This window comes from Streptomyces brevispora, from assembly GCF_007829885.1.
GTDB lineage: Bacteria > Actinomycetota > Actinomycetes > Streptomycetales > Streptomycetaceae > Streptomyces > Streptomyces brevispora.
Window position 1 is genome coordinate 122,052 of record NZ_VIWW01000003.1, and the last position, 20,740, is coordinate 142,791.

Annotated in this window: 20 protein-coding genes and 1 pseudogene; 10 read left to right on the top strand and 11 right to left on the bottom strand. The window is 72.1% G+C overall.

Translation table 11 applies throughout. The features are described from left to right. Positions 1–48: 48 nt before the first annotated feature. The 5 genes from FHX80_RS33620 to FHX80_RS33640 form a co-directional block, all read right to left on the bottom strand. A complete protein-coding gene (locus FHX80_RS33620; RefSeq protein WP_145768259.1) occupies positions 49–1,098 on the bottom strand; it encodes a polyprenyl synthetase family protein in 1,050 nt (349 codons plus the stop codon). Continuing rightward, a complete protein-coding gene (locus tag FHX80_RS33625; protein ID WP_145768260.1) occupies positions 1,095–2,159 on the bottom strand; it encodes a tetratricopeptide repeat protein in 1,065 nt (354 codons plus the stop codon). The genes FHX80_RS33620 and FHX80_RS33625 overlap by 4 nt, the downstream gene beginning before the upstream one ends. 228 nt (positions 2,160–2,387) lie before the next feature. Next, a complete protein-coding gene (locus FHX80_RS33630; RefSeq protein ID WP_145768261.1) occupies positions 2,388–3,680 on the bottom strand; it encodes a phosphoribosyltransferase in 1,293 nt (430 codons plus the stop codon). A 157-nt stretch (positions 3,681–3,837) separates the two neighbouring features. Next, positions 3,838–4,527: a formylglycine-generating enzyme family protein gene (locus tag FHX80_RS33635; RefSeq protein ID WP_145768262.1), complete on the bottom strand. Its 690-nt coding sequence runs from the start codon at positions 4,525–4,527 to the stop codon at positions 3,838–3,840. A gap of 58 nt (positions 4,528–4,585) precedes the next feature. Continuing rightward, the gene (locus tag FHX80_RS33640; protein ID WP_145768263.1) at positions 4,586–4,978 is read right to left on the bottom strand and encodes a nuclear transport factor 2 family protein; all 393 of its coding nucleotides are present in this window, start codon (positions 4,976–4,978) and stop codon (positions 4,586–4,588) included. 70 nt (positions 4,979–5,048) lie between these two features. On the opposite strand from FHX80_RS33640, the gene FHX80_RS33645 reads away from it, so the two are divergent. From FHX80_RS33645 to FHX80_RS33665, 5 genes are all read left to right on the top strand, one after another. Beyond that, complete coding sequence (locus tag FHX80_RS33645; protein WP_145768264.1) at positions 5,049–5,681, top strand: PadR family transcriptional regulator; 633 nt, start codon at positions 5,049–5,051, stop codon at positions 5,679–5,681. Between the two features lie 70 nt (positions 5,682–5,751). Further along, complete coding sequence (locus FHX80_RS33650; RefSeq protein ID WP_145768265.1) at positions 5,752–6,453, top strand: alpha/beta fold hydrolase; 702 nt, start codon at positions 5,752–5,754, stop codon at positions 6,451–6,453. 174 nt (positions 6,454–6,627) lie between these two features. Beyond that, positions 6,628–7,305, top strand: coding sequence for an ABC transporter permease (locus tag FHX80_RS33655; protein ID WP_145768266.1), 678 nt, complete (start codon positions 6,628–6,630; stop codon positions 7,303–7,305). Then, positions 7,302–7,979: an ABC transporter permease gene (locus FHX80_RS33660; protein ID WP_145768267.1), complete on the top strand. Its 678-nt coding sequence runs from the start codon at positions 7,302–7,304 to the stop codon at positions 7,977–7,979. The genes FHX80_RS33655 and FHX80_RS33660 overlap by 4 nt, the downstream gene beginning before the upstream one ends. After that, positions 7,976–8,929: an ABC transporter substrate-binding protein gene (locus tag FHX80_RS33665; RefSeq protein ID WP_145768268.1), complete on the top strand. Its 954-nt coding sequence runs from the start codon at positions 7,976–7,978 to the stop codon at positions 8,927–8,929. The genes FHX80_RS33660 and FHX80_RS33665 overlap by 4 nt, the downstream gene beginning before the upstream one ends. 33 nt (positions 8,930–8,962) lie before the next feature. Here the strand turns inward: FHX80_RS33665 and FHX80_RS33670 are convergent, their stop codons facing one another. Both FHX80_RS33670 and FHX80_RS33675 read right to left on the bottom strand, forming a co-directional pair. Further along, on the bottom strand, positions 8,963–9,892 hold the full coding sequence (locus FHX80_RS33670; RefSeq protein ID WP_145768269.1) for a DUF6807 domain-containing protein: 930 nt from the start codon (positions 9,890–9,892) through the stop codon (positions 8,963–8,965). Continuing rightward, positions 9,889–11,040, bottom strand: coding sequence for a Gfo/Idh/MocA family protein (locus FHX80_RS33675; RefSeq protein ID WP_145768270.1), 1,152 nt, complete (start codon positions 11,038–11,040; stop codon positions 9,889–9,891). Before FHX80_RS33675 ends, FHX80_RS33670 begins: the two co-directional genes overlap by 4 nt. 191 nt (positions 11,041–11,231) lie before the next feature. Between FHX80_RS33675 and FHX80_RS33680 the strand changes: the two genes are divergently transcribed. Continuing rightward, entirely contained in the window at positions 11,232–12,380 is a 1,149-nt protein-coding gene (locus FHX80_RS33680; protein ID WP_145768271.1) for a serine hydrolase domain-containing protein, read from the top strand. Between the two features lie 176 nt (positions 12,381–12,556). Here the strand turns inward: FHX80_RS33680 and FHX80_RS33685 are convergent, their stop codons facing one another. Beyond that, complete coding sequence (locus FHX80_RS33685; protein WP_145768272.1) at positions 12,557–13,720, bottom strand: ABC transporter ATP-binding protein; 1,164 nt, start codon at positions 13,718–13,720, stop codon at positions 12,557–12,559. 107 nt (positions 13,721–13,827) lie between these two features. On the opposite strand from FHX80_RS33685, the gene FHX80_RS33690 reads away from it, so the two are divergent. Beyond that, positions 13,828–15,123 carry an alpha/beta fold hydrolase gene (locus FHX80_RS33690; protein WP_145768273.1) on the top strand — a complete coding sequence of 432 codons (1,296 nt, stop codon included), beginning with the start codon at positions 13,828–13,830 and terminating at the stop codon, positions 15,121–15,123. A gap of 114 nt (positions 15,124–15,237) precedes the next feature. On the opposite strand, the gene FHX80_RS33695 is transcribed toward FHX80_RS33690, so the two are convergent. Together FHX80_RS33695 and argG are read right to left on the bottom strand one after the other, a co-directional pair. Beyond that, complete coding sequence (locus FHX80_RS33695) at positions 15,238–15,810, bottom strand: rhodanese-like domain-containing protein (RefSeq protein ID WP_145768274.1); 573 nt, start codon at positions 15,808–15,810, stop codon at positions 15,238–15,240. Between the two features lie 186 nt (positions 15,811–15,996). Beyond that, positions 15,997–17,448 carry an argininosuccinate synthase gene (gene argG / locus FHX80_RS33700; RefSeq protein WP_145768275.1) on the bottom strand — a complete coding sequence of 484 codons (1,452 nt, stop codon included), beginning with the start codon at positions 17,446–17,448 and terminating at the stop codon, positions 15,997–15,999. A 222-nt stretch (positions 17,449–17,670) separates the two neighbouring features. On the opposite strand from argG, the gene FHX80_RS33705 reads away from it, so the two are divergent. Beyond that, on the top strand, positions 17,671–18,402 hold the full coding sequence (locus FHX80_RS33705; protein WP_145768276.1) for a PIG-L deacetylase family protein: 732 nt from the start codon (positions 17,671–17,673) through the stop codon (positions 18,400–18,402). A 92-nt stretch (positions 18,403–18,494) separates the two neighbouring features. Beyond that, positions 18,495–19,328, top strand: coding sequence for an enoyl-CoA hydratase/isomerase family protein (locus FHX80_RS33710; RefSeq protein WP_145768277.1), 834 nt, complete (start codon positions 18,495–18,497; stop codon positions 19,326–19,328). A gap of 17 nt (positions 19,329–19,345) precedes the next feature. Here FHX80_RS33710 and FHX80_RS33715 read toward each other — a convergent pair whose 3' ends face one another. Beyond that, entirely contained in the window at positions 19,346–19,927 is a 582-nt protein-coding gene (locus FHX80_RS33715) for an SDR family oxidoreductase (protein WP_244318766.1), read from the bottom strand. 59 nt (positions 19,928–19,986) lie between these two features. Between FHX80_RS33715 and FHX80_RS33720 the strand changes: the two are divergent. Continuing rightward, positions 19,987–20,646: pseudogene (locus FHX80_RS33720) on the top strand (beta-N-acetylglucosaminidase domain-containing protein); the annotation flags it as partial. Positions 20,647–20,740 lie beyond the last annotated feature (94 nt).

Here is a 20,740-nt window from a genome sequence, read left to right on the forward strand (position 1 = left end):
GCGGCCGGCGGGCGGATCCCTGCCCGCCCCGGCCGGCCGCCCGGCCTGTCACACGGTGCGTTCGACGAAGAACGGGAGGAGTGCGAGGAGTTCCCCGACGGCGTCCGGCGCCAGCGCGACGCTCTCCAGGCAGGCGCGGGCGCTCTCCAGGTGCCGATGGGCCTCGGCCACGGTGGCCGAGCGCCCGCCCGCCTCCTCGACCAGACCGGCCGCCCGCCGGACCGCGCCGTCGTCGAGCGGCTCCCCGGTACGCAGCAGCGCGCCCAGTTCCAGCGCTGCCCGGTCGCCCGCTGCGAGGGCGGTGAGGACGGGGTAGGTCTTCTTCTGCCGGCGCAGATCGCTGTGCACCGGCTTGCCCGTGACATCCGGGTCGCCCCAGATGCCCAGCACGTCGTCCATGGCCTGGAAGGCCACTCCGAGATGGCGTCCCGCCGCGGTGAGGGCGTCGGTCTCCGTCCGTCCGGCTCCGCCGAGTACGGCGCCCAGACCGGCGGCGCAGCCGAGCAGCGAACCCGTCTTGTGCTCGGCCATCAGCCGGTACTCGTGCGGCTGCACGGCATCGGGGCCGGTCCAGGGCCGCGTCTCGAAGAGCAGGTCGTCGGCCTGGCCGCGGACCAAGTCGTTCAGTGTCCCGGCCAGCAGCCGGACCGCCGGCACACAGCGGGCGCCGGGGGCGTCGGCCAGGGTCTGCACGGCCAGCGCGAAGAGCGAGTCACCCGCGAGGACGGCGGGCCCGGTCCCGTAGGCCTTCCAGGCGGTGGCGCGCTTCCTGCGGGTCTCGTCGCCGTCCATGATGTCGTCGTGGAGCAGGGAGAACGTGTGGATCAGCTCGACCGCGACGGCACCGCGGACCGCGCTCTCGGCCTTCGCGCCGACGGCCTCGGCACCGAGCACGGCGAGGGCCTGCCGGATCCCCTTGCCCTGCGCACCGGGAATGGCCCGGCCGTCGGGCCCGTCCCAGCCGAGCGAGAAGGCGGTGATCTCGGCGTGCCACGGATGCAGCTGCCGCACCGCCCTGCCGAGAGCCGGACGGACGAGAGCGCGGCAGCGGGCGAGTATCTCCGGTGCTGTGGCCCGTTCGGCCACCGGGGGCGTCATCGGTGGCCGCCTTCCCCGGCCACCGTGTCACCGGCCGGTGACACGCCGAGTTCCGCGTAGGTCTTGTCGACCATGTCACGGGCGTTGAGCAGCCCGATCCGGTCGAGCGTGACGCGCAGGCCGTCCAGCTCCGCAGCGGTCTGCGCACGGTCGCGTCCCAGCCGGGCGAGCGACTTCACCAGACCGAGACGGGCCAGTGCCTCGCCCCGTGGTTCCGTCATCGCCCGGAACTCCCCGAGCGCTTCCTCGTACACCTGCCGGGACTCCTCGTACCGCCCGGCGCGGTACAGCACATTGGCGCGCATCTTGTGGTTGTAGGCGAGGGCGCTGGACAAGTTCATTTCACGGCAGGTGAGTTCGGCCTCGGCCAGCAGAGCGAGCGCGCGTTCCGGGGCGTTGTCCCGTACGGAGATGATGTCGGCCATGCCGCGCAACGCCCAGGCCCGGCCGCGTCGGTCGTCCGCGCTCCCGGCCAGTTGCGCCGCTTCCTCGAACATTGCCAGGGCGGTGTCGAACGAACCGGTGTTGCGGTGGATCTGCGCGATGCCCTCCAGTGCCCAGACGGTGTGGCGCGCCTCGCCGCGGGCGCGCGCTTCGGCGAGCAGTTGCTCGTGCAGTGCGGCAACGGTCCGGTAGTCACCCTGTATGCGCCCGGTCTCCGCGAGTCCGGCGAGAGAGTAGCCGCGGGCGACCACATCGCCGCCCTTCTTGCCGAGGTCGGCCGCCAGGCCCAGCAGGCGGAACGCGAGGCGCAGTGCGCCCCGTTGGCGGGCGAGTGTTCCGCCGCTCCACAGTGCCCAGGCCATCGCCCCGGTGTCCCCGGCCGATCTGGCTGCCCGGTAACTGGCCTTCCAGGCACGGTCGGCGTCCTGTACGTGGCCCAGCCTGCGGTGCGCCTCGGCCACCGCGAGGCCGGCGCGGGCCACTTCCTGCTGGGAGCCGGAGAGTTCGGCAGCCCTCAAGTGGCGTTCCCCCTCGGCCAGTACGTCGGTGAGGGAGGCGTTCACTGACATCTTGGTGAGGGCGCCTTGGTACTCGGGCGCCAGCGCTTTGCTGTGCATGGGAGCCTTTCGCGCGCGAACCGGCCGAGCACGGCGACTATGCCCTTGATGTATACATTCAGTGCATAGCCGCCCGGTGCTCTGACCCGTGCGCTCATGGGGGGTCGGACGAGGCCTGTCGTGTGCGGTGTGCCGCCTTGTTGTGGATCAAGACGGCTGATGCGCGCCGAGGGTTGCTTCGTCATCAGGCAATCCGTGCGGACATCGGTTCGTACGGCGGTCGCCGGATCAGCCTGACCGGTCCACCAGATGGCCGGCGAACCACTCCCGCGCCAGTTCGGCGACCTCGTCCAGCGCGCCCGGCTCCTCGAAGAGGTGCGTCGCACCGGCGACGACGTCGAGCCGGTTCTCGCAGCGCAGTTCCGCCTTCGCCTGCCGGTTCAGCTCCAGCACCCGGGTGTCGCGGCCGCCCACGATGAGCAGCGTCGGCGACCGGACGTCGCCGAGGCAGGGTCCCGCGAGGTCGGGCCGGCCGCCGCGGGAGACGACCGCGCCGATCCCCGTGCCGCGCTCCGCGCCGACGGCCGCCGCTGCACGCAGCGCGGCCGCCGCGCCGGTGCTCGCCCCGAAGACGCCGAGGGGAAGGGGCTCGTCGCGTCGCAGCCGGCTGGTGGCGGCCACCAGCCGTTCCGCCAGGATCCCGATGTCGAAGACGTTGGCGCGGTCCGCCTCCTCGGCCGGTGTGAGCAGGTCGAAGAGCAGGGTGCCGAGGCCCGCCCGGTTCAGGGCCGCAGCCACCGCGCGGTTGCGCGGGCTGTGCCGGCTGCTGCCGGAGCCGTGGGCGAACACCACGAGAGCGCCGGCGGGGCCGGCCGGGGTGAGTTCACCCGGCAGGACGACGCCACCCGCCTCCACCTCCACCTCGACGGGTGTCCGTGCGGGGGCCCGGGCCGCCGCACGGGCCAGCAGCGCGACGACCTCCTCGTCCGGGGTCTGACCGAAGTCGCGGTACCACTCACCCACCGCGGAGAACAGGACCGGCGTGGCCAGGCAGACCAGCTGGTCCACCTGGCCGCGCAGCTTCTCGGCGGCGTCCGGCGGCCCCACCGGCACGGCGAGCGTGACGCGTGCCGCACCCTGCGCACGGGCCACCTCGCACGCGGCGAGGGCGGTCGCACCGGTCGCGATGCCGTCGTCCACGATGATCACGGAGCGCCCGTCGAGGGGGATGCGCGGCCGGTCGCCGCGAAAGGCCCGGGCCCGCCGCAGCAACTCGGCCGTCTCGGCGCCTTCGACGGCGGCCAGATCGGCCGCCGACACCAGACTGTGGCGCAGGATGTCCTCGCTGATGACCCGCACACCGCCCTCGCCGATGGCGCCGAAGCCCAGTTCCGGGTGGTACGGGACGCCGAGCTTGCGGACCACGATCACATCGAGCGGCGCGCCGAGCTCCAGGGCGACCCGGAAGGCCACGGGGACTCCACCGCGCGGCAGGCCCAGCACGACGGGGTCGCCTTCCGCCAAGGGGCGGAGAGCGTCGGCGAGTTGTTGCCCCGCGTCGCCGCGGTCGAAGAACAGCATGGGGACTCACCCCGGACCGGGAGAGGGGAGGCAGTCATCTGCTCCCCTCCTTCAAATCAACCCCGTGCGCCGCCGGTCCGCAAGCTGGCGGTGGTCGCCGTTCCGCCGGGAACGATGCCGGAGCGGGGGGCGCGACGGGACGTCGCCGTGCGGCTCGTCACAGGACGGAACGTGCCACCCGGAACCCCGTGTCGTCGATCCGGAAGGTCGGGTGGCTGCGACGCCGCACCGAGGCCCGGCAGCTCCAGTGTTCGTCGAACCAGCCGCCGCCGCGCAGCACCCGGTAACTGCCGTAGACCTCGGCGTCGTAGACGTCCCAGCACCACTCCCACACGTTGCCCAACGTGTCGTACAGCCCCCATGCGTTGGGCTGTCTCGATCCCACCTCGTGCGGCCGCTCCCTGGAGTTGCCGCGGTGCCAGGCGATGTCGTCGAGCCGTCCGTACCGTGCGCCCGTCGTGCCGGCGCGGCACGCGTGCTCCCACTCGGCCTCGGAAGGCAGCCGGTAACCGTCGGAGGCAGGGTCCAGGCCAACGGCCTCGGCCCCCTCCACGTCCCCGGTGCCGGAGTGCGGGCGGTACGCGGGCGGCAGTCCCTCCCGCAGCGACAGGGCGTTGCAGAACCGGACCGCGTCCAGCCAGGAAACGCCCTCGACGGGCAGCCGGTCGCCCTGCGCGGTGCTCGGGTGCTCGCCGGTGACCCGCGCGTACTGGGCCTGGGTGACCGCGTGGGCCGCGAGCCGGTACGGGGCCGTCTCGACCGTCCAGCTCCGTTGCGTACGCCGGTCCGACAGGGTGACCCGCCCCGCCGGTACGGTGATCATCGAGATGTCCGTGCCTGTGTCCATGGGACGGTGATCGTACCAACGCCGTTGGCTGCGAAGCCCGGTGAGCGCCCGGCGGTGATCAGCCCGCCGACGCCTCGCGGGTGATCCCGTCGAACCGTGCGCCCATGGCCGCGGCCAGTGCCTGTGCCGCGGAAAGGGGCCGGACCATCACCATCAGGTCGTCGATCTCGCCCGCCTCGTTCATGTGCAGGAAGTCGCAGCCGTTGATCTCCCGGTCGCCCACCTTCGCGACGAAGACGAGCGCGTGGTCGCGTCCGTCCTCGCTCTCGATCTCCCGGACGTACCGGAAGTCCGTGAACACCTCGGAGACCGCACGCAGGATCGCCGCGGTGAAGGGCTTGCCGGAGTACGGCTTGAACACGACCGGGCTGGTGAAGACGATGTCCTCGGCCAGCATCGCCTCGATCGCATCGAGGTCGTGCGTCTCGACGGCTGCGCGGAAGGGGTGCATGTGCCGCTCCATAGTCAATTCATTGAATAGGTGTGAAAGAGATTAATCACATCGGTGTTAGCCTGTCCAGATGTCTCTGAAGTACGCGGTCCTGGCGGCGCTGCTGGAAGGCGAGGCCTCCGGCTACGACCTGGCGAAGGTCTTCGACGTCTCGGTGGCGGACTTCTGGTCCGCCACGCCGCAGCAGCTCTACCGGGAACTGGACCGGCTGGCGGAGAGCGGTCTGATCGAGGCGCGGGTGGTCGAGCAGCAGCGCAGGCCGAACAAAAGGGTGTTCACCCTCACGGAGGCAGGCCGCGGCTCGCTGAGCGCGTTCACCGCCGAACCGCCCCGCCCCATCGCCATCCGGGACGAGCTCCTGGTCATGACCCAGGCTGTGGACGGCGGCGACCAGGAGGCGGTACGCGCCTCGGTCGAGGAACGCATGGAGTGGGCGCGCGCCAAGCTCGCCCGCTACGAACGGCTGCGGGACCGGCTGCTGGACGGCCGCGACGAGGACACCTTCGTGGCGGAGGCCGGGCGCATCGGGCCCTACCTGACGCTGATGCGCGGACGGTCCTTCGAGCAGGAGAACCTGCGCTGGGGCGAGAAGGTACTGGAGATCCTGGACCGACGGGCGGCCTCGAAGGCCGGCACCCCCACGGCCGCCCCGGCCGCCGGGCGCCACGCCGACGCCGCCGCACCGGGCCGGGCCCGGGACTGAGGCGGCCCGGGGGAGGGCAGGCGGCGGGCGGTTCAACGGCGTTGTCAGACCCCTCGGTTAGGTTTCCCGCATGACTGAATTCGTATTGGTGGCGGGTGCCTGGCTGGGGGCTTCGGCATGGGACGAGGTGGTGCCGGCGCTGCGCGCGGCCGGGCACGGCGCCCACCCGGTGACGCTGACCGGCGTCGGTGAGAAGCGAGGACTGCCGGTCGGCCGGCAGACCCATGTGGCCGACATCGTCGACGAGGTTGAGCGCCTCGATCTGCGCGAGGTCGTTCTGGTCGGCCACAGCTACTCGGGCATCCCGGTCGGGCAGGCCGCCGACCGGATCGGCGACCGGCTGGCCCGTGTCGTCTTCGTGGACGCCTGCGTCCCGGCCGACGGGGAGTCCTTCGTCTCCACCTGGTGGCAGGGCCCGGCGGCACTGGAGGCCGAGATCGCGGGCAACGGCGGCTTCTGGGCGCCGTTGCCCGCGCCCGACTTCGAGGGCCAGGGGCTCACCGACGAGCAGATCGCGCGGATCGTAACCGACTCGACGCCGCACCCGGGCGCCGCGCTGAGCGATCCCGCCGTGCTGAGCGGCCCGCTCGGCCGCCTCGCCGCCACCTACGTCAAGTGCCTGCTCGACGGTCCCGAACCGACCGACGACGTGACCGCGTTGCTGACCGAGGCGCGCTGGGAGCTGGTCACCATGGACACCGGACACTGGCCGATGTACTCCCAGCCGCACGAGCTGGTCCGGATCCTGACCGAAGCGGCCGCACGGACCTGAGCCCCACCGGGGTACGCGGCCGAACCCGCATACCCCGGTACGCGCACGCCCCGCGGGACCGGTGCGCGACTCCCCGTGAACGGAACCGCCGTCCTCCTCCCGGCGCCGCCGCCGCGCCCACGAACAGCCGATCAGGGCGCGCGCTCCCGTGGTGCACAGGGTTGCAATGGGCGGGTGACCGCGCCCCCGGACGACTGCCTCGCGCGCAACGAATGGATCTGCGGCGCCTATCTGACCAGCCGGCGGCACATCCTGTGGGAAGCCGTACTCCAGCACCTCCAACTGACCGTGATCGCCGTGCTCATCGGCCTGCTGCTCGCGCTCCCGCTCGCCCTGGCCGCCCGCCACCGGCGCTGGGCGGCCGGGCCGGTGCTCGGGGTGACCACCGTCCTCTACACCGTCCCGTCACTCGCCATGTTCTCGCTGCTGCTGCCGGTCTACGGACTCTCCGCCGCGCTCGTCGTCGCGGGCCTCGTCCTGTACTCCCTCACGCTCCTCGTACGGAACATCCTGGCCGGACTCCGAGCCGTACCGGAGGAGACCCGGCAGGCGGCTCGTGGCATGGGATACGGCCCGGTCCGGCTGCTCGTCGCCGTGGAGCTGCCACTCGCCCTGCCCGCCGCCATGGCCGGCCTGCGCATCGCCACCGTCTCCGCGGTCTCCCTGGTCACCATCGGCGCGATCGTCGGCTACGGAGGACTCGGCAACCTCATCTACTCCGGGATGAACACCTACTTCAAGGCCCAGGTGCTCACCGCGTCCGTACTCTGCGTCGTCATCGCCGTCGCCGCCGACCTGCTGCTCCTCCTCGTACAACGACTGCTGACCCCCTGGACGCGGAGGCAGTCGTGAACACCCTCACCAAGGCCTGGTCCTGGCTCACCACCTCCGCGCACTGGCACGGCGACGACGGCATCTGGACCCGGCTCGGCCAGCATCTCTACCTCACCGTCGTCTGTCTGCTGATCAGCTGCCTCATCGCGCTGCCGGTGGCACTGGTGCTCGGCCACCTCGGCAAGGGCGGCGCCCTCGCCGTCAACATCTCCAACGTCGGCCGGGCCGTCCCCACCTTCGCCGTCCTGGTGCTGCTCCTGCTCACCCCGGTCGGCCGGTTCGGAGAGGGGCCGACCATCGTCGCCCTCGTCCTGTTCGCCGTACCACCGCTGCTCACCAACGCCTACGTCGGCATGCGGGAGGTCGATCAGGACGTCGTGCGCGCCGCCCGGGGCATGGGCATGACGGGCCGGCAGCTGCTGTTCCAGGTCGAGGTGCCGCTCGCCCTGCCGCTCGTCCTCACCGGCGTACGGATCGCGGCCGTGCAGCTCGTCGCCACCGCCACCATCGCCGCACTGGCGGGCGGCGGCGGACTGGGCCGGATCATCACCGCCGGGTTCAACCTCGCCTCCACCGCCCAGGTGGTCGCGGGAGCGGCGCTGGTCGCCGCGTTCGCTCTGATCGTCGAAGGGCTCTTCGCGGTGGCGCAGCGGCTCGCACCCGACCGGGTACGGGACGGGAACGCCGGATGACGGCCCGGCGCGCGGCCCCAGCGGCCCTGCTGCTCCTGCTCCCGTTGACCGCCTGCGCCACCGGTCCCGCGCTGGAGAACCAGGGCGCGGTCACCGCACCGCCCGGCGACAGCAAGCACCTCACCATCGGCTCGGCGGGATTCACCGAGAGCGATCTGCTCGCCCAGATGTACGCCCTGCTGCTCGGCCGGGCCGGATACTCCACGAAGATCATCTCGGTCACCAACCGGGAGATCTACGAACCGGCACTGGAGAGCGGCCAGATCGATGTCGTACCGGAGTACGCCGCCACCTTCGCCGACTGGCTGAACGCCAGGAAGAACGGCGCCGACGCCGCGCCCGTCGGCTCACCGAACCTCGACACCACCATGAAGGCCCTGCACGCCCTGGCCGCACCGCGCGGCCTCACCGTCCTCGACCCCGGTCGAGCCGTCGACCAGAACGCCTTCGCCGTCACGTCCGCATACGCGACGACGCACCGCCTGAAGACGCTGAGCGACCTGGGGAGATCGGGGCTGCCGGTCCGGCTGGCGGCGGGCGACGAATGCGTGCAGCGCCCCTACTGCGCACCCGGTCTGAGGAAGACGTACGGCATCGACATCACCGCAGTCGACCCCAAGGGCGTCGGTACCACCCAGGCCAAGCAGGCCGTCCAGAGCGGACAGGACCAGATGGTGCTGACGACCACCACCGACGCCACCCTGGACAACTTCGGACTCGTCCTGCTCGCGGACGACAAGCACCTCCAGAACGCCGACCACCTCGTGCCCGTCGTCAACCGGTCCCGGGCCGGCAGCGAGGGCGTGCGCAAGGCGCTGGGCGCGCTGAACACCGTACTGACCACCGCGGACCTGGCCCGGCTGAACGAGCAGGTGGACAGCTGGCGACGGCTCCCCGAGGACGTGGCCCGCAACTACCTGAGGTCCAAGCACCTCATCCCCGCCGGCTGACCGTGCCGCTGCGGTCAGCCGGCCGCACCGCCGTCACCAGGGCAGCTGTGCGAGCCGGGCCGTGATCCGTGCCCGGTCCCACGCACCGTCCGCGACCACCACTCGGTAGCGCCGGGTCAGCGTGGCACCCGGTTCCAGGACGAGCTCGTCGTGGAAGGCGAAGGACGGGGCGACCGCGGCGAACGGGTCGTTGCGGACGAACCAGTGCGCCGGGTGTGCCCCGTCCGCGCCCGTGTGGTCGTTCTCCGGGGCGTGCGCGAAGACGAGGGTCGCGTGTCCGTCCGCGCCGTCGTGCTCGCCGCTGAACGCCAGCCACGGCGCCTGCCGCCCCATCACCTCGGGCCCCTCGCCGTCCGGGGTGAGGATGCGTCCGTCACGGAAGGCGCGCGGGCCGCGCCAGAACAGTCCGGTGTAGCCGGCGCCGTCCCGGCCTTCGGTTGTCGGGCTGCCGAACCGCAGGGGTTCGTCCCGACGGTTGGTGACGGCGGACGACCACGTCAGCACCCAGCTGCCGGACCCCGGATCGACGTCGTGCACCTCGATCCCGCGCAGTTCGTCCGCCCACGGCTCACCGCTGTGCGGGTGCCAGGTCAGCCGCTCCGAGACCGCGACGCAGTCCTCCCGCAGCGACACCTCGTCGAAATCGCGGTGTGCCATGGAACCCACCCGCTCGGGCAGCGGCTGATAGCCCTCTCCGCGCACATAGGTGTTGCCGCCCCACAGGTTCTGCCCCGACAGATGCGAGGCGGTCAGCTGGAGCCCCTTGTGCCAGCGGTGGTCGTTGGGCCGGTAGTCGGTCACCACCCGGTCCGACAGGGTGCGCAGCGGGTGGATGTACGGCTTCGGCGCCTCCCAGGCCGCCTCGGGCCGGTACACGTACCGCAGGAGTTCCACCCCGCTGCCCGCCACCGAGACGGCGATGTGGTCGCCGTGCCGGTGTACCAGGTCCAGCATGCCGGTCATGCGCCCGACCCCGCCGGCTCGGGCGCCCAGCCGGGAGCATTGCCGTGCAGGGCGCTGTAGTACGGGTCGCCGGGACCGATCTCGCCGGCCCGGACGGTGTTCCCGGTGAAGGCGGCCTTGTACAGCGCGGCGACCAGCTCAAGGCTGGTACGGCCGTCCGCGCCACTGCTGCGCGGCCGGCGCCCGGCCCGCAGGTCGGCGAGCAGACCACGCAGCTGCGCCTCGTGCGAACTGGGTACGTCGGCTCCGAAGTCCCGCCAGGCGGCAGTCTGTTCGGGGGAGGCCCCGGGGGCCGGCGTGATCCGCCAGTCCGCGTTGCGGTGACCGTACAGATGGGTCAGCTCGACGGTGGCCCGCTCGCAGTCGATCCGGATCCGGCTGACCTCGTCCGGGCTCAGCACACTGTTGACGACCGTGGCCATCGTGCCGTTCTCGAAGCGGACGAGAGCCGTGGAGACGTCCTCCGTCTCGACGTCGTGCACCAGCCGTCCGGCCATCGCGCGGATCTCCGACCACGGGCCCAGCAGATCGAGCAGCAGGTCCATCTGGTGGATGCCGTGGCCCATGGAGGGGCCGCCGCCCTCGGTGCTCCAACGCCCGCGCCACGGAACGGAGTAGTACGCCTCGTCCCGGTACCAGGTGGTCTGGCAGTGCGCTACCAGGGGCCGCCCCATGGCCTGTTCGGCGAGCAGCGCCCGTACATGGTCCGCACCGGAACCGAACCGGTGCTGGAACACGATCGCGGCGTACGGACCGCCGGGCTCCGGCCCCTCCGCCGCCTCGATCGCGTCGAAGTCCTCCAGCGAGGGACAGGGCGGCTTCTCGCACCACACCCAGGCACCCGCCCGCAGCGAGGCGATGGTCTGGTCGCGGTGGAAACGGGGCGGCGTGCCGAGCGTGACCAGATCGGGGCGCTGTTCGGCGAGCATCAGGTCCAGATCGGTGTACGGACTTCCGGCTCCGGCGTCGGCGCAGAACGCCTCGACGGAAGCGGCGTCGACATCCACCGCCGCGACGATCTCCAGAGGCTGTTCGGCGGCCAGCGCACGCAGCGCGGGCAGATGACTGCCGCGCGCGATCGCGCCCGTGCCGACGATCGCGACCCGGATCGGCGTGCTGGGGGAAGCCTGGCTGGGCGTGACAAACACCTCCGCGGTGAGTGGGGCGCCCACCGGATAGCAAGCGCTTACTCCCTGCGGAAACCTAGGCTTCGCACGGGGCTCCGGTCAAGACTTCCGGACCCCCACGGGTGAGTGTGCCGAGCCCGGCGGCGCGGTCCGATGAGTTCGCGTCCCCGGTGGAGTCATCCTGTTGACCCCACACCTGAGAAGGCGGAGCGATGAGCACCCTGCGCGAAGTACTGGAGACGCACGTCCGTCACGGATCGGTGCCCGGAGCGGTGGGACTGGTGGCCCGCGGTGAACGCGTCGACGTGCAGGCGGTCGGCTCCGCCTTCACGGACGGCAGCGCGCCGATGGCCCGCGACTCGGTCTTCCGGCTCGCCTCGATCACCAAACCGCTCACCGCGGCGGCGGTCATGATGCTGATCGAGGACGGCCGGATCGCCCTCGACGACCCGGTCGGTCCGTGGCTGCCCGAACTGGCGTCACCGATGGTCGTGCGTACCCCGGACGGCCCGATCGACGACGTGGTCCCGGCCGCCCGGCCGATCACCGTGTCCGACCTGCTCACCTTCCGCGCCGGATACGGATTCTCGTCCGACTTCTCGCTGCCCGCGGTCGCGCAGCTGTTCAGCGAACTGCATCAGGGCCTGCCGGAGCCGCAGGCCGCCGCCGCCCCGGACCCGTGGATGGCGGCGCTCTCCCGTATCCCGATGCTCCATCAGCCGGGGGAGGCGTGGCTGTACAACACCTGCTCCGACATCCTGGGCGTGCTGATCGCCAGGATCTCGGGACAGTCGCTGCCGGACTTCATGGCGCAGCGACTGTTCGAGCCGCTCGGCATGACCGACACCGGGTTCGCGGTTCCGGCGGACCGGCACGACCGGTTCACCGGCTACTACCGGACCGGCACGGAGGGGAAGCTCGAACTGGTGGACGCTCCCGACGGGCAGTGGAGCAGCGTGCCGGACTTTCCGTCCGGCGCCGGCGGGCTCGTCTCGACCGTCGACGACTGGTACGCCTTCGCCCGGATGCTGCTCGCCGGCGGGTCCGTGGGCAGCCGCAGCCTCCTGACGCCCCAATCGGTGCGGCAGATGACGACCGATCACCTGACACCCGCGCAGCGCGCGGCCAGCGGACTGTTCATCGAGGGGCAGGGCTGGGGGTTCGGCGGCTCGGTCGACGTCGAGACGCTCGACCCCTGGAACGTTCCGGGGCGCTACGGCTGGGTCGGCGGCACCGGCACGACGGCGCACATCATCCCGGCCACCGGCACGGTCGCCATCATGCTCAGCCAGGTGGGGATGGACGGCCCCACGCCGCCCGTGCTGATGCGGGACTTCTGGCGGTACGCCGCGAGCGTCTGAAACCCCGGTCCCGGGGCTGGGCCGTGGCCGGGGACCCGAAGCCGGATCCGCGAACGCCGGGGCCGGAGGCCCGAACCCGGAACCGCGAACGCCGAAGCCAGAACCGCGAACCCAGGGCTGGAGAGCCGAAACCCGGGTCCGGAACCCCGAAGTGCGACGGCGGACCCCGGCACCGGTCAGGCGTCCGCCACCGAGTCGAATTCCACCTCGTCGCGCCCCACGCCCTGCGCGTCCGCGTCCACCGACCGGCGCAGGGCCTCATGGAGCTTCGCCGGGGTCAGCACGCCGAGGAAGCGCGCCCCGTCCAGCACCGCCACCCACCCGGCGTCGTGCTGGAGCATCTCGCTGAACGCCCGCTTCAACGGGGCACCGACCGGCACCCACGCGTCCATCCGGCGGGCGAGTTCGCCCACCGTGCCGTGTTCCCCGGCGATCCGCAGCGCATCCGCCGCCACCCATCCGTGCAGCTCGCCGGCGCCGTTGAGCACCACCGCCCACCGTGATCCCGCGGCGCCGAGCCGGGCCGCCGCCGTCCGGGCCGGCTCGTCCAGCCGCGCGACCGGCGGCTCCTCCAGGTCCTCCGGTTCGATCGTGGTGACCGACAGCCGCTTGAGCCCCCGGTCCGCACCGACGAACCGTGCCACGTACGGGGTCGCCGGGGACCCGAGCACCGCCCCCGGGCTGTCGAACTGCTCGATGCGTCCCTCCCCGTACACCGCGATCCGGTCACCCATCCGCACCGCCTCCTCGATGTCATGGGTGACCATCAGGACCGTCTTCCTGACCGTGGCCTGCAGGCTCAGGAACTCGTTCTGCAGCCGTTCCCGCACCACCGGGTCCACCGCGCCGAACGGTTCGTCCATCAGCAGCACCGGCGGGTCGGCGGCCAGCGCCCGTGCCACACCGACCCGCTGGCGCTGGCCGCCGGAGAGCTGGGCGGGGTACCGGGAACCGTACGTCGCCGGATCGAGGCCGACCAGATCCAGCAGCTCGGCCGCGCGCTCCCGCGCCCTGGACCGCTTCCAGCCGACCAGCGCGGGTACCGTGGCGGTGTTCTCGAGGACGGTCCGGTGCGGGAAGAGCCCGACCTGCTGGATGACGTATCCGATCCCGCGGCGCAGCTTCACCGGGTCGACCGTGGAGATGTCCAGGCCGTCGACCAGGATCCGTCCCGAGGTCGGTTCGATCAGCCGGTTGACCATCATCATGGTGGTGGTCTTGCCGCAGCCGGACGGGCCGACCAGGGTGACGAGCTCGCCCTCGGCGACCTCGAAGGACAGCTCGTGGACCGCCGTCGTACCGTCCGGGTAGACCTTGCCGACCTGCTCGAACCGGATCATGACTGCACGTTAGGAGGCGGCCGGACCCGGCGCACACGGGCCGGGACCGTACGAGTCAGGCGGATGTGCTGAACTGTCCGTGAAACATCGGATTCAGGAGCAAACCCTTGAAAAGCTACCGTCAGCCCGGCCTCGTCCTCACCGACCGCCATTTCACCGTGCCGCTCGACCACTCCGACCCGGGCGGTGAGCAGATCGAGGTCTTCGGCCGGGAGGTGGTGGCCACCTCCAAGGCCGCCGAGGAGCTGCCGTGGCTGCTGTACCTGGAGGGCGGACCCGGCTTCGGTGCCCGGCGCTTCACCGGTGCGGAGGCCTGGCTGGGCCGTGCCGTGCAGGAGTTCCGGGTGCTGCTCCTGGACCAGCGCGGCACCGGACTGTCCACCCCGGCCAACCGGCAGACCCTGCCGCTGCGCGGTGGCCCGCGGGAACAGGCCGACTACCTCGCGCACTTCCGGTCCGACAGCATCGTGCGGGACTGCGAACTGATCCGTCCGCAGCTGACCGGCGGCGCGCCCTGGACGGTCCTCGGCCAGTCCTTCGGCGGCTTCTGTGCCGTGCGCTATCTCTCCGCCGCGCCGGAAGGGCTCAGCACCGTCCTGATCACCGGCGGGCTGCCCTCGCTCGACGCCCACGCGGACGACGTCTACCGGGCCGCGTACCCGAGGATCGAGCGGAAGGTCGCCGCGCACTACGCCCGCTACCCGCAGGACGTCGAGCGCGCCCGCGAGATCACCGCTCACCTCGCGGAGCACCGCCCGGAGAGCGCCGGACACCGGCTGACGCCCGAGGGTTTCCAGTCGCTCGGCATCATGCTGGGCGGCGGCAGCGGCAGCCATCAGCTCCACTACCTGCTGGAGAACGCCTTCGTCCGCACCCCGCACGGCACCGAGCTCTCCGACACCTTCCAGGAAGCCATGCGCACGGCCTCCTCGTTCGCCGGACATCCGCTGTACGCGCTCCTGCACGAGGCGATCTACGGGCAGGGCGAACGTCCCACCGGCTGGGCGGCCGAGCGGGTACGTGCCGAGTTCCCGCAGTTCGACGCGGCGACCGCCCTCCAGGGCGACGGCCCGGTCCTCTTCACAGGCGAGAGCATCCACCCCTGGCACTTCGACGTGGACCCGGCCCTGCGCCCGCTGCGCGAGACGGCCGAACTGCTCGCCACCCGCGGCGACTGGGAGCCGCTGTACGACGCCGAGCGCCTTGCCGCCAACGACGTACCGGTGGCCGCGGCCGTCTACCACGACGACATGTACGTGGACACCGCCCACGCACTGCGTACCGCCGCGTCGATCCGCGGACTGCGCACCTGGGTGACCGACGAGTACGAGCACGACGGGCTGCGCGCGGGCGGCCCGAGGGTCCTGGACCGGCTGCTCGCACTGGTCCGCGACGAGGCCTGAGCCCCTCGGACAGCGGGAAGGAGCCGGGCGCACCGCGCGGTGCGCCCGGCTCCTTCCCGCTGTCGCGGTGCCGCAACGACCGGCCGGTCCCCTTCGGAGGCCGGCCGGTCGCGGTCAGCCCTGGAGGGCGTCCAGCGTCGCGTCCAGGTTCGCCGCCGAACGTGGGGCGCGGTTGCAGGGGAGCCTGGACAGGACCGCGGCCATGCCGCAGGTGTTGGTCACCGCGGAGAACACGAGACCGGAAGCGACACCGGCGGACAGCCAGCGTGCGGCCGGGTACCGGATCCCCGCCAGCAGTCCGGCCACCATCAGTGAACCGGTGGCGAGCCGCACCTGCCGTTCCAGCGCCCAGGTGGCCCGGGCGCCGGCGGGACGGTCCAGGCCGCGGCCCTCACCCTCCCAGGCCGAGGTGCCGCCGGTCAGCGTGGCGGCGTCGATGTCGGCGGCCGCGAGGATGTCACAGGCCCGCGTGGAGCGGACCCCGGAGGCGCAGACCACGAGCAGGGCGCCGCGGGCCGAGACGGACTTGAGGGCGGGCACCGCTTCGGACAGGCGGTCGAGCGGGATGTTCAGGGCACCGGGAACGTGCCCGGAGGCGTACTCGCCCGGGGCCCGCACATCGATGACGGTGAACTCCGTGAGACGGGCCGCGGCCTGGGCCGGCGAGAGGGATACGGGGCTGGTCACGAGCAGTGTTTCCTTTCGTTCGCCGGGGCGGGGCAGGTTCTCGGTCTCTCCTGCCCCGGACGGACCAGGGTACCCGTCGGGGTATCCGCTGCCGCGGTGCACGAAGGGCGCGGGCCACGGCGCGCCGGGCCGGGGTGCCGGGGAAGCACTCCGGCCCGGGATGCCGTGGCCCGGTAAAGGCCCAGGTCAGTCGGTGCCGAACTCCATGGCGGCGCGGTCGAGCATCTGGTCGTCGTCGCTCTCGGCCTGGTCGCGCGAGGCGATGACCTCGGCGCCACCCTGCGGCATTGCGCCGATCAGCCCCGTCGAGGCTGCCTGGGCGGCCCCCATGAGCGTCGCGTGCGTATTGCCGACGATGCCGAGATCGGCGTACTGCTCCAGCTTGGCCCGGGAGTCGGCGATGTCGAGGTTGCGCATGGTGAGCTGGCCGATCCGGTCCACCGGGCCGAACGCGGAGTTCTCGGTGCGCTCCATGGACAGCTTGTCCGGGTGGTAGCTGAACGCCGGGCCGGAGGTGTTCATGAGCGAGTAGTCCTCGCCGCGCCGCAGGCGCAGGGTCACCTCTCCGGTGACCGCCGCACCCACCCAGCGCTGGAGCGACTCCCGGATCATCAGCGCCTGCGGGTCGAGCCAGCGGCCCTCGTACATGAGACGGCCCAGGCGCCGGCCCTCGTTGTGGTACTGCGCGACGGTGTCCTCGTTGTGGATCGCGTTGACGAGGCGTTCGTACGCGGCGTGCAGCAGGGCCAGGGCCGGGGCCTCGTAGATGCCGCGGCTCTTGGCCTCGATCACCCGGTTCTCGATCTGGTCCGACATGCCCATGCCGTGGCGGCCGCCGATGGCGTTCGCCTCCATCACCAGGTCGACCGCGGAGCCGAACTCCTTGCCGTTGATCGTCACCGGGCGCCCCTGGTCGAAGCCGATCGTCACGTCCTCGGTGGCGATCTCGACCTCGGGGTCCCAGAACCGGACGCCCATGATCGGGTCGACGGTCTCGACGCCCGTGTCGAGGTGCTCCAGGGTCTTGGCCTCGTGGGTGGCGCCCCAGATGTTGGCGTCGGTGGAGTACGCCTTCTCGGTGCTGTCGCGGTAGGGGAGGTCGTGGGCGAGCAGCCACTCCGACATCTCCTTGCGGCCGCCCAGCTCGGAGACGAAGTCGGCGTCGAGCCACGGCTTGTAGATGCGCAGGTGCGGGTTGGCGAGCAGGCCGTAGCGGTAGAACCGCTCGATGTCGTTGCCCTTGAACGTGGAGCCGTCGCCCCAGATCTGTACGTCGTCCTCAAGCATCGCCCGGACGAGCAGGGTGCCGGTGACGGCGCGGCCGAGCGGCGTGGTGTTGAAGTAGGCGCGGCCGCCCGAGCGGATGTGGAACGCGCCGCACGTGAGCGCGGCCAGGCCCTCCTCGACCAGCGCCGCGCGGCAGTCGACCAGGCGCGCGATCTCGGCGCCGTAGGCGGACGCGCGGCCGGGCACCGACGCGATGTCGGGCTCGTCGTACTGGCCGATATCGGCGGTGTAGGTGCACGGGACGGCACCCTTGTCGCGCATCCACGCGACCGCGACGGAGGTGTCGAGGCCACCGGAGAAGGCGATGCCGACGCGCTCGCCGGCGGGCAGGGAGGTAAGAACCTTAGACATGGGAAGAGTATGCGCTATTGCGCATGATCATGCAATGTGACGCGGCCGGGTGCGCGGAGAGCCGCCACTGCGCGTGAACGTACCTCGGACCGGCGGCGTGCGACGCGGCGCCACGTCCACCCGGTGCGGTTGCGATCCCACCCGCGGTCGGCAGTGGCGTCGCGGCGCCCCCGCCCTCCGCCTCCGGCTGTCCACCACGGGCGAAGTCGTTAGCCTGCCGATATGACCGAGCAGCTGCGACCCATGCCCACGGACTGGCGGCGCGCCCTCGCCGTCGTCGCGCATCCCGACGACCTGGAGTACGGCTGCGCGGCTGCCGTGGCCGCCTGGACCGACGGCGGACACGAGGTCGCCTACCTCCTGGCCACCCGGGGTGAGGCGGGCATCGACACCCTCGAACCGGAGAGATGCGCGCCGCTGCGCGAGCAGGAGCAGCGGGCGAGCGCGGCGGTCGTCGGGGTCTCCCGGGTGGAGTTCCTCGATCATCGCGACGGGGTGATCGAGTACGGCCTGGACCTGCGCCGGGACATCGCTGCGGCCATCCGCAGGCACCGGCCCGAACTGCTCGTCACGCTCAACCACCGCGACACCTGGGGCGGCGTCGCCTGGAACACCCCCGATCACCGCGCCGTCGGCCGCGCGACCCTGGACGCGGCGGCCGACGCGGGCAATCGCTGGATCTTCCCGGAGCTGACCGAGCAGGGGCTCGCACCGTGGAGCGGGGTGCGCTGGGTCGCCGTCGCCGGATCGGCCACGCCCACACACGCGGTCGACGCCACGGTCGGACTTGAGCGTTCCGTTCGGTCGCTGCTCGCCCACCGCACGTACCTCGAGGTCCTCACGGACCAGGATCCCGAGGAGTACTGCCGCACCTTCCTCACCGGCCACGTCGAGGCGTCGGCCGAGCGGTTCGGCGGCCGGCCCGCCGTCACCTTCGAGCTCTTCGCGCGCTGAGCCGGACGGACTCTGGCGCCATCAGGGTGTGCCGCCCTACTCTGTGCAGCGCACAGCATTCTGACGATGCGTCAGCTCATGGAGGGGAGGCCGTGCTCGACATCCTCGACCATGACATCGCGCACGGCGAGGAGCGGATCACGCTCACGATCGAGGACGGCGTGGGCGTGCTGACCCTCTGCCGGCCCGACCGGCTCAACGGCTGGAGCTGGGAGTCCAGCAGACAGCCCGGCATCATGGCGGACCGGATCCGGTTCGACGACTCGGTCCGGGCCGTTCTGCTGCGCGGCGAGGGCCGGGCCTTCTGCGCCGGGATCGATGTCACCGCGCCCGGTGGAGGCATCACCGGGCGTTCCCCGTCCGAGCGCACCCACCATTACTACGAGGGCATCCGCTGGGTGCACGAACGCTTCGCCGCGTTCGCCGGGCTCCCGCAGCCGGTGGTCGCCGCGGTCCAGGGCTACTGTCTGGGCTTCGGCTTCGAACTGGCGCTCATGGCCGATATCCGGATCGCCGCCGACGATGCCGTGTTCGCGCTGCCGGAGGCCGGCATCGGGGTGGCCGTCGACGCGGGCGGCGACATGCGGATAGCCCGCGAGGCCGGGGCGGGCTGGGCGAAGTACCTCGCGCTCACCGGCCGCCGGATCGACGCGGCGACGGCCGAGCGGATCGGGCTGCTCCAGGGCGTCACGTCTCCCGGCGAACTGGAGCGCACCGCGCGGTCCGTGGCCGGTGCCGTGGCGGCCAACGCGCCTTTGGCCGTACGGCACATCAAGCGGTCGGTCGATGCCTTCGCGGATCGTGGGATGGCTGACGCGCTCGACCGGACGGCGCTGGCCGCGGCGCTCACCCTCACCTCGCAGGACTGCGCCGAGGGCTATGCCGCCAAGGCCGCCCGTCGTCCGCCGCGCTTCGAGGGCAGCTGAGCCATCTGGGCCGTCGCTCATCGGGTTCCGCGCCCGAAGGCGGCCGGCTCACCGTCCGTCGGGTCCGGGTGGCGCGAACGGGCCGCGGCCCAGCTGCTCGCGCACCGGCACCACGGGCGGGGCGACCAGGGAGCGCCGCTGCCAGTTCGCGCCGTCGACCACGAGCGAGTGTCCGGTGATGAACCCGGCGTACGGCGAGGCCAGGAACGTCGCCGCCCAGCCCAGTTCGCGCGGCAGGCCGACCCGTAGCGCCGGCTGGCGTGTGTCGTGCCCCGGTCCGTCTCCCCGGTCCGGTCCAGGTGGCCACGGATGTCGGCGGTCATGTCCTCGTGCGGCATCAGCCCCGGCACGAGTCCGTTGATCCGGATTCCGTACGGACCCCACTCCACGGCAAGGGTCTCGACCAGGTTCTTCACCCCGGCCTTCGCGGCGGCCGAGTGGGCGTATCCGGGGCCGCCGGTCCAGGCGTACGAAGCCCCGACGCTGACGATGGAGCCCGCCGTCCCGGCCGCGAGATGCCGCCGCCCGAACTCCCGGGTCATGAACCAGGTGCCGGTGAGCGTGATGTCGAGGACCGCCCGCCAGGCGTTCGGCGACAAGTCCTCCGCGGGGGAGGGGAAGTTGGCCGCCGCGTTGTTGACCAGTACGTCCGGCGGCCCTGTCGGTCTGCTACAGCTCGGACAAGGACGCGAAAGCCCTCGTCGACAAGTTCCAGACGATCTGGGACATCGGCGTACGCACCTTCGCGGTGCCGCTGGACGACATCAGCTACTTCCACGACGGGGTGCTCGAGTACTCGGCCGACGGCACGAGCTGGCGGGAGCTCGCCGCCTTCTCCGGCACGCCGGACGTCACGGCGACCGCGCCCGCCGGTACGAAGGCCCGCTACGTGCGGGCGCCGGCGACCGCGGGTCAGACCAGCTGGGTCGTCGTCCGTGAGTTCCACGTCGCCACCACGGACGGTGCGGTCACGGGCAATCCGCCGGCGGCCAACGGATCCGCTCTGAGCTCGGCGGCCGACGGGGACCCCGGAACCGTCTGCCGCGCCGCACGCGCCCCGAAGGCCGGCGAGTTCCTTGAGGTGGGTCTCGGTGCCGCGCGTGCGGTCGGCTCGGTCACGGTCCTGCGGCCGACCGGCGCCAAGGGCGCGGCGGACATCCAGCTGAGGGGCGCGGACGGCGGCTGGCGGACCGTCGGCAGCCTCGGCGGGGCGTACACCTACGTCGACACGCACGGCCGGAACGCCGACGCGGTGCGGCTGGCCTGGCGCACGGGCGGCGAGGCGCCGCAGATCGCGGAGGTGGTGGTGGGGAAGTAGCGGGCCCGTTCCCACTGTGCGCCCGGCGCCCCCGCACCTTGCGGGCGGGGCCGGGCGCACACCCATGTCGCGCACACCCATGTCGCGGTCGGGC

What these genes read in the sequence shown, in the direction of transcription:
- FHX80_RS33620 (WP_145768259.1), bottom strand. Translation starts at nt 1,098, where the DNA reads ATGACGCCCCCGGTGGCCGAACGGGCCACAGCACCGGAGATACTCGCC.
- FHX80_RS33625 (WP_145768260.1), bottom strand. Translation starts at nt 2,159, where the DNA reads ATGCACAGCAAAGCGCTGGCGCCCGAGTACCAAGGCGCCCTCACCAAG.
- FHX80_RS33630 (WP_145768261.1), bottom strand. Translation starts at nt 3,680, where the DNA reads ATGCTGTTCTTCGACCGCGGCGACGCGGGGCAACAACTCGCCGACGCT.
- FHX80_RS33635 (WP_145768262.1), bottom strand. Translation starts at nt 4,527, where the DNA reads ATGGACACAGGCACGGACATCTCGATGATCACCGTACCGGCGGGGCGG.
- FHX80_RS33640 (WP_145768263.1), bottom strand. Translation starts at nt 4,978, where the DNA reads ATGCACCCCTTCCGCGCAGCCGTCGAGACGCACGACCTCGATGCGATC.
- FHX80_RS33645 (WP_145768264.1), top strand. Translation starts at nt 5,049, where the DNA reads ATGTCTCTGAAGTACGCGGTCCTGGCGGCGCTGCTGGAAGGCGAGGCC.
- FHX80_RS33650 (WP_145768265.1), top strand. Translation starts at nt 5,752, where the DNA reads ATGACTGAATTCGTATTGGTGGCGGGTGCCTGGCTGGGGGCTTCGGCA.
- FHX80_RS33665 (WP_145768268.1), top strand. Translation starts at nt 7,976, where the DNA reads ATGACGGCCCGGCGCGCGGCCCCAGCGGCCCTGCTGCTCCTGCTCCCG.
- FHX80_RS33670 (WP_145768269.1), bottom strand. Translation starts at nt 9,892, where the DNA reads ATGACCGGCATGCTGGACCTGGTACACCGGCACGGCGACCACATCGCC.
- FHX80_RS33680 (WP_145768271.1), top strand. Translation starts at nt 11,232, where the DNA reads ATGAGCACCCTGCGCGAAGTACTGGAGACGCACGTCCGTCACGGATCG.
- FHX80_RS33685 (WP_145768272.1), bottom strand. Translation starts at nt 13,720, where the DNA reads ATGATCCGGTTCGAGCAGGTCGGCAAGGTCTACCCGGACGGTACGACG.
- argG (WP_145768275.1), bottom strand. Translation starts at nt 17,448, where the DNA reads ATGTCTAAGGTTCTTACCTCCCTGCCCGCCGGCGAGCGCGTCGGCATC.
- FHX80_RS33705 (WP_145768276.1), top strand. Translation starts at nt 17,671, where the DNA reads ATGACCGAGCAGCTGCGACCCATGCCCACGGACTGGCGGCGCGCCCTC.